Below are 12,560 nucleotides of genomic sequence, written 5' to 3'. Positions count from 1 at the left end.
CCCCCGGTCACGTGCAGTACACCCGCAACATGGTGACGGGTGCCTCCACCGCCGAACTGACGGTGATCCTGATCGACGCACGCAACGGAGTCGTGGAACAGACGCTGCGGCATGCCGCCGTGGCCGCGCTGTTGCGGGTGCCGCACGTGGTGCTGGCGGTCAACAAGATGGACCTGGTCGGGTACGAGCAGGCGTTGTTCGAGCGGATCGTCGAGGAATTCGCGGGCCACGCGGCCGAGTTGGGGCTGCCGTCCTTCACGCCGATCCCGGTCTCGGCGCTGGTCGGCGACAACGTGGTGGACCGTTCGGCGCACATGGACTGGTACGAGGGTCCGGCCCTGCTGGAGTTCCTGGAGAACGTTCCGGTGGGCGCCGACCCGTCAGACGCGCCGGCCCGATTTCCCGTGCAGTACGTCATCCGGGACGGCGAAGTCCGTTGGTACGCGGGGCAGTTGGTGTCCGGTTCGCTGCGGGTCGGGGACCGGGTGACGGTGCATCCCTCCGGTGAGACCTCCGAGATCACCGGGATCTCCGTGCTCGGCGCCGAGGCGGAGGCTGCGTACGCGCCCCAGTCGGTGAGCCTGCGTCTCGCCGACCAACGGGACGTGTCGCGGGGCGACATGATCACCGCCGGGGCCGACGCGCCCGTGCTCACCCAGGACGTCCGGGCCGCCGTATGCCATCTGGCCGACCGGCCGCTGCGGGTCGGGGACCGGGTGCTGCTGCGGCACACGACGCGGACGGTGAAGGCCGTCGTACGCGATCTGGGCGGTGCCGCCGAGCTGACCGCGAACGACCTGGGCCGGATCACCCTGCGCACCGCCGAGCCGCTCGCCCTCGACGACTACGCGGTCTCCCGTCGCACGGGCGCGTTCCTGGTGATCGACCCGGCGGACGGCGCCACGCTCACCGCGGGGATGGCCGACCTGACCTGATCCCCGCCTCCCCCGCAACGCCCTCGGGCTCCCGTTCGAAACGGGGGCCCGAGGGCGTTGCCGTGCCCTGCCGAAATGACCTGTCGCCGTCGCAGCCGTCACGAGATGTCAATAGCGCAGTAACAAGGGGAGCTGTCGTGCGAGGGAGGGCGTTGTTCCGGGTATGCCGCTCGGTACCGGGACGAAGGTCCCGTACGGTGCCCGCCGAGAGACCCTGACAAAGGGCGCCGTACCATTCATATAGTTGAAAGCAGGACAGCCTGCTCCATGAACGGACCCGCCTTGCAAGAACGCCCCTCCGCCTCCGCCTCCTGGCGCATCGCACTGCCGCACACCGCCGCGGCCGTGCCGGTGGCCCGCGCACTGGTCCGTACGGCTCTCTCCGAGGTGAAGCACACGGCCGACAGTGACACCGCGGAGCTGCTGACGGCGGAGCTGGTCGCGAACGCGGTGGAGCACACCGCCGGTGACGCTCCCATAGAGCTCGTGGTCGAGCTGCTGCCCTCCGGCTGCCGGGTCGAGGTGCACGACGCCGACCCGGAGCCGCCCGTGAGTCTGACCAAGCCCGCCGACGAGGAGCCCGACCCCTGGCAGGAGCACGGCCGCGGCCTGCTGCTGATCCGCGCGCTCAGCTCGTCGTGCGGCCACCGTCCCACCGAGTCGGGCAAGGCGGTGTGGTTCCGGCTGCCCGTCGTACCGGCACAGTGGCGTCCGGCGGGATAGCCGCTCAGGCCCCGGTCAGGCCAGCGTCGCCACGAGAATGGCCTTGATCGTGTGCAGTCGGTTCTCGGCCTGGTCGAAGACGACCGAGTGGGCCGACTCGAAGACCTCGTCGGTGACCTCCAGCGAGTCGAGGCCGTGGGTCTCGTATATCTCGCGGCCGACCTTGGTGCCGAGGTCGTGGAAGGCCGGCAGGCAGTGCAGGAACTTGACGTCCGGGTTGCCGGTGGCCCGCAGGACGTCCATGGTCACGGCGTACGGCGCGAGGGCCGCGATCCGCTCGTCCCAGACCTGCTTGGGCTCGCCCATGGAGACCCACACGTCGGTGACCACGAAGTCGGCGCCCGCGACCCCGTCCTCGATCCCCTCGGTGAGCGTGATGCGCGCGCCGCTCCGCTCGGCGAGCGCGCGGGCGGCGGTGACGATCTCCTCGGCGGGCCAGTACGACTTCGGGGCGACGATCCGTACGTCCATGCCGAGCAGCGCGCCGGTGACCAGGTAGGAGTTGCCCATGTTGAAGCGGGCGTCGCCGAGATAGGCGAAGGCGATCTCCTTGAGCGGCCTGTCGCTGTGCTCGGTCATGGTGAGCACGTCGGCGAGCATCTGGGTGGGGTGCCAGTCGTCGGTGAGCCCGTTGTAGACCGGGACGCCCGCGTACGCGCCCAGTTCTTCCACGGCGGCCTGGCTGTCCCCCCGGTACTCGATACCGTCGAACATACGACCGAGCACGCGCGCGGTGTCCTTCACGGACTCCTTGTGCCCTATCTGCGAGCCCGACGGGTCGAGGTAGGTGGTCGAGGCCCCCTGGTCGGCCGCGGCGACCTCGAACGCACAGCGGGTGCGCGTCGAGGTCTTCTCGAAGATCAGCGCGATGTTCTTCCCCGACAGGTACCGCGTCTCGCCCCCGGCCCTCTTGGCGGCCTTCAGCTCGGCGGCCAGCTCGATCAGGCCGCGGAACTCCTCCTCGGAGAAGTCCAGCTCCTTGAGGAAGTGGCGGCCGGCGAGGGCGGTCGGGACTGTCGCCATGGGGGCGCTCCATCGGTACGGGTACAGGGGTACACAAGAACAAGGACGATTGGAATTCTATACGATACCTCGAATTTCTATACGGCCTCCCGCTCGACTGGGCAGCTCATGCAGCGCGGTCCGCCCCGGCCCCGCCCCAGTTCGCTGCCCGGGATCTCGATCACCTCGATGCCCTGCTTGCGCAGAAACGTGTTGGTGGTGGCGTTGCGCTCGTAGGCGACGACGACGCCGGGCTCGACGGCGAGGACGTTGCAGCCGTCGTCCCACTGCTCGCGCGCGGCGGCGTGCACGTCCTGGGTGGCGGTCAGGACCCGGATCCCGTCCAGCCCGAGGGCGGCGGCGATCGCGCGGTGCATGTGCTCCGGCGGATGGTCGGTGACCTTCAACTCCTTGTCCCCGACGCCCGGTTCGATGGTGTACGACCGCAGCATGCCGAGTCCGGCGTACTGGGTGAAGGTGTCGCCGTCGACCATCGTCATCACCGTGTCGAGGTGCATGAAGGCGCGCTGCTTGGGGATGTCGAGAGCCACGATCGTGCGCGCGGAGCCCTCGGCGAACAGCTTGTGCGCGAGCATCTCGACGGCCTGCGGGGTGGTCCGCTCGCTCATGCCGATGAGGACCGCGCCATTGCCGATGACGAGCACGTCCCCGCCCTCGATGGTGGACGGGTAGTCGGCCTGCCCCTCGGACCAGACGTGGAACTTCTCGGTGCGGAAGAGCGGGTGGTGCCGGTAGATCGCCTCGAAGTGGACGGTCTCGCGCTGCCGGGCCGGCCAGCGCATGGCGTTGACGGAGACGCCGTCGTAGATCCAGGCGGAGGTGTCGCGGGTGAAGAGGTGGTTGGGGAGGGGGGCCAGGAGGAAGTCGTCCAGGTCCATGACGTGGAAGCGGACGGAGGTCGGCTCCGCGTGGGCGTCGAGGAACTCGCGCTTGGTCATGCCGCCGACCAGCGCCTCGGCCAGTTCGGGCGCGGGCAGCGCCTCGAAGGCGGCGCGGAGGTGGTCGGTGGCGAGCGGCCCGTACTCCTTCTCGTCGAAGACCCGGTCCAGGACCAGTGAGCGGGCCGCCGGGATCGCCAGGGCCTCGGCGAGCAGGTCGCCGAACAGGTGGACCGCGACACCGCGGTCGCGCAGCACGTCCGCGAAGCCGTCGTGCTCGGCGCGCGCCCGGCGCACCCAGAGCACGTCGTCGAAGAGGAGGGCGTCCTTGTTGCTGGGGGTGAGCCTTTTGAGCTCAAGATCCGGCCGGTGCAGGATGACGCGGCGCAGCCGCCCGGTCTCGGAGTCGACATGGAGTGCCATGTCTCCATCCTGACCATCTCGGACCGAGTTCACCCCCTACTTGTCATACCGCCACTTGTTTTCGTCCCCTTGACGACAAGTGCGCCGAGCGATTATCGTCTTACTGACGAGATCGATGCGGGATCCCACGGGATCTCTGACCGGATCCGAGGGACTCTGATGGCCGACATCACCCGGCGCCTGGGCTGGCGCCACCTGCGCGGGGCTCCGACGGCGCACATCCGCCACCACCGCTCGGGCAAGCTCCTGCACGACGGGCCCGGACTCAGCTTCTGGTTCCGTGCGTTGACCGCCGCACTCTCCGAAGTGCCGATCGACGACCGGGAGTTGGCCATGACCTTCCACGCCCGTACGTCCGACTTCCAGGACGTGGCGGTCCAGGCGACCGTCACCTACCGGATCAGCGACCCGGCCCTCGCCTCCGCACGGCTCGACTTCTCCGTCGACCCGGACACGGGCGTATGGCGCGGCGCGCCCCTTGAACAGCTGGGCACCCTGCTGACCGAGACGGCCCAGCAGCACGCGCTGGCCGTGCTGGCCCGTACGCCGTTGGCGTCCGCGCTGGTCGACGGGGTCACGGCGGTACGGGAGCGGATCGCGGCCGGACTCGGCGCCGAACCACGGCTGCCCGCCACCGGCATCGAAGTGGTCGCCGTCCGCGTGATGGCGCTGCGGCCCGAGCCCGAGGTGGAGCGGGCGCTGCGCACCCCGGCCCGCGAGCAGATCCAGCAGGAGGCGGACAAGGCGACCTACGAACGCCGGGCGGTGGCCGTCGAGCGGGAGCGCGCGATCGCCGAGAACGAACTGGACAGCCAGATCGAACTCGCCCGCCGCGAGGAGCAGTTGGTCGACCAGCGCGGCACGAACGCCCGCCGCGAGGCCGAGGAGCATGCCGCGGCCGACGGGGTCCGCGCGGAGGCGGAGGCGACCCGGACGGTACGGCTCGCCGACGCCGAGGCGGCGCGTTCCGTACGGCTGGCCCGTGCCGAGGCCGAGGGTTCGCGCGAGGTGGGCGACGCGCGGGCGTACGCCCAGGCGGCCTGGCTGCGGGTGCACACCGATGTCGACGTCGCCACGCTGAACGCGCTCACCGGGACGCGGCTCGCGGAGAACCTGCCGAACATCGACAGCGTCACGATCTCGCCGGACGTGCTGACGGGGCTGCTCACCAGGCTCGGTGCCGGTGGCGGCGAGGCCGGCGCGTGAGTCTCGCACCTCGGGTCGTCCTCGTCCACCGGACCACGGAGTACGAGGAGTTGGTGGCCCGGCACGGGACGCACGGCCAGGCCGCGTACTTCCTGCGGTCGCGCGGCCGGGACATCGAGGAGGTCGCCGAACGGCACCGCCGGACCAGGCGGGCGCTGGCCGAGGTCTCCTCCGCGGTACCGCTGACCTGGCGTCAGACGCAGGTCGAGCGGGCCGACTTGGACCGGTTCCTGTTCGCGCCGGAGGACGTGGTGGTCGTGGTCGGGCAGGACGGGCTGGTCGCGAATGTCGCCAAGTACCTCGCCGGGCAGCCGGTGTTGGGGTTCGACGCGGATCCGGGTCGCAACCCGGGGGTCCTGGTACGGCACCGGCCGGCGGACGCCGGTGTCCTGCTGGCCTCCGCCCTCGCGGCGGGCACGGGTGTGGACGAACTCACCATGGTCGAGGCCGTCGCCGACGACACGCAGCGGCTGGTCGCGCTGAACGAGATCTATCTGGGAGCCGTCGGTCATCAGACGGCCCGATACCGCCTGGGTCTGGAGGGCGACGGGGGTGTCGTCGAGGCCCAGGCGTCCTCCGGGGTGCTCGTGGGAACGGGCACCGGGGCCACGGGGTGGCTCCGGTCGGTGTGGCAGGAGCGGGGCAGTGACCTCGCCCTGCCACACCCCTCGGAAGACCGGCTGGTGTGGTTCGTACGGGAGGCTTGGCCTTCGCCGGTGACGGGGACGTCGTTGGTGGCGGGTGAGTTGGAGGGGTCGGCGGTGCTGCAACTCACCGTGGAATCGGAGCAGTTGATTGTCTTTGGGGACGGGATGGAGGGGGATGCGGTGGAGTTGACGTGGGGGCAGGTGGTGGGGGTGGGGGTTTGTGGGGAGCGGTTGCGGTTGGTGGGGTGAAAAACATTTCCCAGCCACCCGCCCGTTCGCCGTCCCTCCAAAAGGTGAACCTCAAAGACGCCCGAGTCGGGTGGGTGGGTAGGTAGGTGGGAAACGGGGGTCTGGGGGCGGCGGAGCCCCCAGGGACGGCCGCCCCGCCCACCCGTACCGTCACAGACGCGGGTCCACCGGCTCCGACTCCAACGCCAGCACCCCGAACACCGCCTCGTGCACCCGCCACAGCGGCTCCCCCTCCGCCAACCGGTCAAGGGCCTCAAGACCCAGCGCGTACTCCCTGATCGCCAGCGAGCGCTTGTGGTTCAGGAAACGGCCGCGGAGGCGGGTGAGGTTGTCGGGGCGGGTGTACTCCGGGCCGTAGATGATGCGCAGGTATTCGCGGCCACGGCACTTGATGCCGGGCTGGACCAGTCGGCCCGACTCGCCGCGTACCACCGCGCCCACCGGCTTGACGACCATGCCCTCGCCGCCCCGGCCGGTCATCTCCAGCCACCAGTCGACACCGGCCTGTACAGACTCCGGGTCGCCCGTGTCGACGTACAGGCGCCGGGTGGTCTGCAGCAGACCCGTGCTGTCGTGCTCCACCAGCCGGTCCAGCAGGGCGAGTTGTTCGTCGTGCGGGAGTGCGGCGAGGCTGCGGCCCTGGACCGCGAGGATCTGGAACGGGGCCAGGCGGACTCCGTCGAGGCCGTCCGTGCTCCAGCAGTAGCGGCGGTACGCGTCCGTGAACGCCGAGGCGTCGGCAGCTCGTTCGCGTTGCCGGGACAGCAGGTCGGTCACGTCGACGCCACGGCCCGCCGCCCCCTCCAGTGCGGCAAGCGCACCCGGGAACACCGCACCCGCCGCCGCGCCGACCGCCGCGTACTGACCGCGCAGCAGCCCGGACGCCTTCAACGACCACGGCATCAACTCCGCGTCCAGCAGCAGCCAATCAGTGTCGAGCTCCGCCCACAGGCCCGACTCGTCCAGCGCCGTGCGCAGGCGGCCGAGGATCTCCTCCGTGACCGTCGGGTCGTCGAAGAAGGGGCGGCCCGTGCGGGTGTAGAGAGAGCCCGTCGGGCCGTCGACCCCGAACCGCTTCGCGGCCGTCTCCGCGTCCCGGCACACCAGTGCCACCGCCCGCGAGCCCATGTGCTTCTCCTCGCACACGACCCGCGCGACCCCGTCGTCCTTGTACTGCGCGAACGCCTCCGCCGGGTGCTCCAGGTAGCCGTCGACGCGCGAGGTCGCCGTCGGGGCCATCGTCGGCGGGAGGTACGGCAGCAGGCGCGGGTCGACCGCGAAGCGGCTCATGACCTCCAGGGCCGCCGCGGCGTTCTCCTCCCGGACCGACACCCGGCCCGCGTGCCGGGTCTCCACCACCCGTCGGCCGTGTACGTCCGCCAGGTCGAGCGGGCGGCCGTCGTGGCCGCCGGGTGCCTCCGAGCGCAGCGGGCGGGTCGGCTCGTACCAGACCCGCTCGGCCGGTACGTCGACCAGCTCCCGCTCCGGCCAGCGCAGCGCGGTCAGCTTGCCGCCGAAGACGGCGCCCGTGTCGAGGCAGATGGTGTTGTTGAGCCAGGTGGCCTCGGGGACGGGAGTGTGGCCGTAGACGACGGCCGCGCGGCCCCGGTAGTCCTCGGCCCACGGGTAGCGCACCGGCAGGCCGAACTCGTCGGTCTCGCCGGTCGTGTCGCCGTACAGCGCGTGCGAGCGGACGCGGCCGGAGGTGCGGCCGTGGTACTTCTCGGGCAGGCCGGCGTGGCAGACGACCAGCCGGCCGCCGTCGAGGACGTAGTGGCTGACGAGTCCGTCGATGAACTCCCGTACCTGGGAACGGAATTCGTCGGTCTCCTCCTGCATCTGCTCGATCGTCTCGGCCAGGCCGTGGGTGTGCTGGACCTTGCGGCCCTTGAGGTAGCGGCCGTACTTGTTCTCGTGGTTGCCCGGTACGCACAGCGCGTTGCCCGAGCCGACCATGGACATCACGCGGCGCAGTACGCCGGGCGAGTCGGGGCCTCGGTCGACGAGGTCGCCGACGAAGACGGCCGTGCGGCCGGCCGGGTGGACACCGTCGTCGTAGCCCAACTTGCCGAGCAGGGTCTCCAGTTCGGCGGCGCAGCCGTGGATGTCGCCGATGATGTCGAAGGGGCCGGTGAGGTGGGTCAGGTCGTTGAAGCGTTTCTCGGTGACGATCGTGGCGTTCTCGATGTCCTCGACTCCGCGCAGGATGTGCACCTTGCGGAAGCCCTCGCGCTCCAAGCCCCGCAGGGAGCGGCGGAGTTCGCGGGTGTGGCGGGTGATCACCCGGCGCGGCATGTCGGCGCGGTCGGAGCGGGAGGCGTTGCGCTCGGCGCACACCTCCTCCGGTACGTCGAGCACGATGGCGATGGGCAGGACGTCGTACTGCCGTGCCAGGTCGATGAGTTGGCGTCGGCTGTCCTGCTGCACGCTGGTCGCGTCGACGACCGTGCGGCGGCCGGCGGCGAGGCGTTTGCCCGCGATGTAGTGCAGGACGTCGAAGGCGTCCCGGGTGGCGCTCTGGTCGTTCTCGTCGTCCGAGACCAGGCCCCGGCAGAAGTCCGAGGAGATGATCTCGGTCGGCTTGAAGTGGCGATGCGCGAAGGTGGACTTGCCGGAGCCGGAGGCGCCGATCAGGACCACGAGGGAGAGGTCGGTCACGGGCAGCACCCGCCCCTTGTTCTGCGTCTCGGTCATGCCGCCTTCGCCTCCTTCGTGGTTGCCTGCTTGGCCGTGCTCATGGAAAAGATCGCCATCTGCGTGGGCGGGCCCACCTCGGGGTCGTCGGGTCCGACGGGTACGAACTCGACGTCGTAGCCGTGCCGTTGGGCCACTTTCGCCGCCCACTCCCCGAACTCCGCGCGCGTCCACTCGAAGCGGTGGTCGCCGTGCCGGACGTGTCCGGCCGGGAGGGTCTCCCAGCGGACGTTGTACTCGACGTTCGGGGTGGTGACGACGACCGTCCTGGGGCGGGCGGCGCCGAACACCGCGTACTCCAGCGCCGGCAGCCGGGGCAGGTCGAGGTGTTCGACGACCTCGCTGAGCACGGCGGCGTCGTACCCCTTGAGGCGGTTGTCGGTGTAGGCGAGCGAGCTCTGGAAGAGCTGGACGCGCGAGGACTGCCGCTCCCCCATGCGGTCGAGCTTGAGGCGGCGGCCGGCGATGGTGAGCGCGCGCATCGACACGTCGGTGCCGACGATCTCCGTGAACCGGGTGTCCTTGAGCAGCGCCTGCACCAACTGCCCCTGCCCGCACCCGAGATCGAGCACACGGCCGGCGCCGGACGCCTTGAGTGCCTCGACGATCGCGTCCCGGCGCTGCACGGCGAGCGGGGTCGGCTTCTCCTCGGTCTCCGTCTCCGGCTCGACGGCGTTGTCGATCTCCTCGACCTCGCTGTCGTCGGCCTCGGCGAGCCGTACCAGTTCCAGTCGCTCCATCGCCTCCCGGGTGAGGGACCAACGACGGGACAGGTAGCGGCTGGTGATCAGCTTCTGCTCCGGGTGCGCGGGCAGCCAGCCCTCACCGGCGCGCAGCAGTTTGTCGACCTCGTCGGACGCCACCCAGTAGTGCTTGGCGTCGTCGAGGACCGGGAGCAGGACGTACAGGTGGCGCAGCGCCTCGGCGAGGGTCAGCGTCTCCGACTCCAGTACGAGGCTCACGTACCGCGAGTCGCCCCACTCGGGGAACTCGGCGTCCAGTGCGACCGGTTGGGCGGTGACCGTCCAGCCGAGGGGCGCGAAGAGCTTCCGTACGAGGTCGGTGCCGCCCCTGGCGGGCAGCGCGGGTACCTCGATGCGCAGCGGCAGCGGCTGGGCCGCGCGCTCGGGGCGGGCGTTGCACACGCCGCGCATGGCGCTGGAGAAGACCGCGCTCAGTGCCACGGCGAGGAGTGAAGAGGCCGCGTACGGACGGTCGTTGACGTACTGCGCGAGTGCCGCGTCGGGCGCGCCGCCGCGCCCCTTGCCCTTGCCGCGCCGGACCAGCGCCACCGCGTCGACCTCCAGCAACAGCGCCGCCGTGCAGCGCTCGGCATCCGCCTCGGGGTAGAGGACGTACGCCTTGCCGTAGGACGTGGAGAACGCCTGCGCCTTCTCGGGATGCTTGTGCAGCAGGAAACCGAGGTCGGTGGCGGGGCGTTCGGGAGTGCCGGTGGTGGTGATCGTCAGGAACACGGTGGGTAGGCCTCGAAACGTCTTCTGAGCTGCGGATGTCGTGCGTGCGGTCGCCTGCCACGCAGTGAGCGCGCCCGGTCTCCGGCACGCCCGCTCAACGTACAGCGAACATCACTGACGTACTCAGGCATTTTCCTCGACCCCTCGCAGACGAAGAGGTGTCGCACATCTAGCCGTACCGACTAGTCGGTACTACGCTCCGCCGAACGGAAGGGCCCCCAGCCTCCCGCCGCTCACCCCGTCCCCAGCCGTTCCAAAGGGAGTCGTATGTCTTCCGCTTCCGCACCGCTTGACACGAGTAACCCCGATGTCGACGCGCCCCGCGCCGACTCTCGTGGCGCGCTCGCCCGGCTGTACCGCCGCGATCTGGCGGCGTATCCGGCCACCGGGCGACGCATGTCGTACCTGGCGATCGTGGTCGTCACGACCGTGGTGCTCTACTACATGCTCTACATCCAGTACGCGGTGGCGACGTCGATCATCACGCACTTCGACATGACCTACCGCTACTTCGTGTGGGTCTCGGTCATAGGCAACGCGGTCGGGGCCTTCGCCTCCCTCGTGGCCGGTCTCGCGGACCGCTGGGGGCGGGCGAACCTCGTGGTCTACGGACTGCTGGTCGCCGCGCTCCTGGTCTTCTTCGGGCTGCCCAACGCGGGTGACAAGACGACGTACTTGGTGCTGTTCGCCGTCGTGAGCTTCATCGAGGGCATCGTGCTGGTCGCGACCCCGGCGCTGATCCGGGACTTCTCCCCGCAGCTGGGCCGCGCGACCGCGATGGGCTACTGGACGATGGGCCCGGTCATCGGCAGCCTGGTCGTCACGTCGGTGACCAGCAGCACGCTCGACACCGCCAGTTGGCAGGACGAGCTGCGCTACTCCGGGGCGGCCGGGCTGGTCGTGTTCGTCGTCACCCTGTTCGCGCTGCGCGAGCTGTCGCCGGGGCTGCGCGATCAGATCATGGTGAGCCTGCGGGACCGCGCCCTCGTCGAAGCCCGCGCCAAGGGACTGGACACCGAGGCGGTACGGCGCGGCGAGTGGCGGCAGATGCTGCGCCTGGACATCCTCGGCTCCGCCTTCGCGATCGCCGTCTTCCTGCTGCTCTACTACGCCGCCGTCGGCAACTTCGTCGTCTACTTCTCGACCACCTTCGGCTACAGCGAGCAGCGCACCAACGGGCTGGCCAACTGGTACTGGGCCGCGAACGCCCTCGCGCTGATCGTGGCCGGACTGCTCTCGGACCGGCTGCTGGTGCGCAAGCCCTTCATGATCGTCGGCGGGATCGGTGCCATCGTCGCGACCGCGGTCTTCGCCTCGCTGGCCACGCATGCGACGACCGGTTACTACACCTTCGCCTGGCTGTTCGTCGCGATCGGAGTGTTCAGCGGGGTCGCCTACGCGCCGTGGATGGCGAGCTTCACCGAGACCGTGGAGAAGCGCAACCCGGCCGCGACCGCCGCCGGTCTCGCGGTCTGGGGCTGGACCGTGCGGATCGTGGTCGCCGTGTCGGCGGCGTTCATTCCGGTGCTCGTCACCTCGGTCACCCCGCTCGTCGAACACGGCGCGGAGGTGGCGGTCGCGCAGAAGCAGGCCGCCCCGGCACTGGCGATCATCGGCGCGCACCCTCAACTCTTCGCCGAACTGGGCAAGTACACGCCCACCACCACGCCCGCCGACCTCGCCGCCCGCGCGGTCAAGGAGGTCGGCCCCGCCGGCCTGACCGTCGTACAGAAGGCACAGCCGCAGCTCAAGGTGCTCAAGGAGCACGGGTCGGAGGTGCAGAAGGCCGTGAAGAACGGTCCCGGGGAGTGGCGCACCTGGTGGTGGATCTGCGTGGGCGGCCAAGTCCTCTTCCTGCCCTTCGTGTTCGTGATGGCCGGCCGCTGGAGCCCGAAGAAGGCGCGCGAGGACGCCGAGGCCCACCAGGAGGCCGTCGACCGCGAACTGGCCGCGCTCGCCACGAGCGAGGCCTGACCGGGGCCGACCGAGGCCCCGGGCCGGGCCGCCCCGTAGCCCGACCGAGACCCCGGGGCCGGGCCAACCCGAAACCCTGCCGAGACCCCGAACCAGGCCGACCCGAAGCCCGACCGAGACCTCGGGGCCGGGCCGGGCCGAAACCCGACCAAAGCCCCGAACCAGGCCGACCCGAAGCCCGACCGAAGCCCCGGGCCGGGCCGCCCCGTAGCCCGACCGAGACCCCGGGGCCGGGCCAACCCGAAACCCTGCCGAGACCCCGGGCCGGGCCGACCCGAAGCCCGACCGAGACCCCGGGGCCGGGCCAACCCGAAACCCTGCCGAGACCCCGGG

The 12,560-nt window shown here is 70.6% G+C and carries 9 protein-coding genes; 5 read left to right on the top strand and 4 right to left on the bottom strand.

What is annotated here, in order from left to right; genetic code table 11:
• Positions 1–935: sulfate adenylyltransferase subunit 1 (locus ACWDEW_RS44170; protein WP_450521301.1), on the top strand; the 935-nt coding region annotated here is incomplete at its 5' end.
• 267 nt (positions 936–1,202) lie between these two features.
• Entirely contained in the window at positions 1,203–1,658 is a 456-nt protein-coding gene (locus ACWDEW_RS44165; RefSeq protein WP_450521299.1) for an ATP-binding protein, read from the top strand.
• 15 nt (positions 1,659–1,673) lie between these two features.
• On the opposite strand, the gene argF is transcribed toward ACWDEW_RS44165, so the two are convergent.
• Complete coding sequence (gene argF, locus ACWDEW_RS44160) at positions 1,674–2,681, bottom strand: ornithine carbamoyltransferase (protein WP_450521297.1); 1,008 nt, start codon at positions 2,679–2,681, stop codon at positions 1,674–1,676.
• Positions 2,682–2,758: 77 nt separating this feature from the next.
• Positions 2,759–3,982: an arginine deiminase gene (locus ACWDEW_RS44155; RefSeq protein WP_450521295.1), complete on the bottom strand. Its 1,224-nt coding sequence runs from the start codon at positions 3,980–3,982 to the stop codon at positions 2,759–2,761.
• Between the two features lie 159 nt (positions 3,983–4,141).
• On the opposite strand from ACWDEW_RS44155, the gene ACWDEW_RS44150 reads away from it, so the two are divergent.
• Together ACWDEW_RS44150 and ACWDEW_RS44145 are read left to right on the top strand one after the other, a co-directional pair.
• Entirely contained in the window at positions 4,142–5,188 is a 1,047-nt protein-coding gene (locus ACWDEW_RS44150) for an SPFH domain-containing protein (RefSeq protein WP_450521293.1), read from the top strand.
• Positions 5,185–6,084: a hypothetical protein gene (locus tag ACWDEW_RS44145; RefSeq protein ID WP_450521291.1), complete on the top strand. Its 900-nt coding sequence runs from the start codon at positions 5,185–5,187 to the stop codon at positions 6,082–6,084. The genes ACWDEW_RS44150 and ACWDEW_RS44145 overlap by 4 nt, the downstream gene beginning before the upstream one ends.
• A gap of 150 nt (positions 6,085–6,234) precedes the next feature.
• On the opposite strand, the gene ACWDEW_RS44140 is transcribed toward ACWDEW_RS44145, so the two are convergent.
• Both ACWDEW_RS44140 and ACWDEW_RS44135 read right to left on the bottom strand, forming a co-directional pair.
• On the bottom strand, positions 6,235–8,778 hold the full coding sequence (locus ACWDEW_RS44140) for a polynucleotide kinase-phosphatase (RefSeq protein ID WP_450521289.1): 2,544 nt from the start codon (positions 8,776–8,778) through the stop codon (positions 6,235–6,237).
• The gene (locus ACWDEW_RS44135) at positions 8,775–10,253 is read right to left on the bottom strand and encodes a 3' terminal RNA ribose 2'-O-methyltransferase Hen1 (RefSeq protein WP_450521287.1); all 1,479 of its coding nucleotides are present in this window, start codon (positions 10,251–10,253) and stop codon (positions 8,775–8,777) included. Before ACWDEW_RS44135 ends, ACWDEW_RS44140 begins: the two co-directional genes overlap by 4 nt.
• Positions 10,254–10,520: 267 nt before the next feature.
• On the opposite strand from ACWDEW_RS44135, the gene ACWDEW_RS44130 reads away from it, so the two are divergent.
• Positions 10,521–12,227: an MFS transporter gene (locus ACWDEW_RS44130; RefSeq protein ID WP_450521285.1), complete on the top strand. Its 1,707-nt coding sequence runs from the start codon at positions 10,521–10,523 to the stop codon at positions 12,225–12,227.
• Positions 12,228–12,560 lie beyond the last annotated feature (333 nt).

The organism is Streptomyces sp. NPDC001100 (assembly GCF_053598575.1).
Note: the sequence above shows the minus strand (reverse complement) of the source record. Positions and strands in the feature narration are given on the sequence as shown.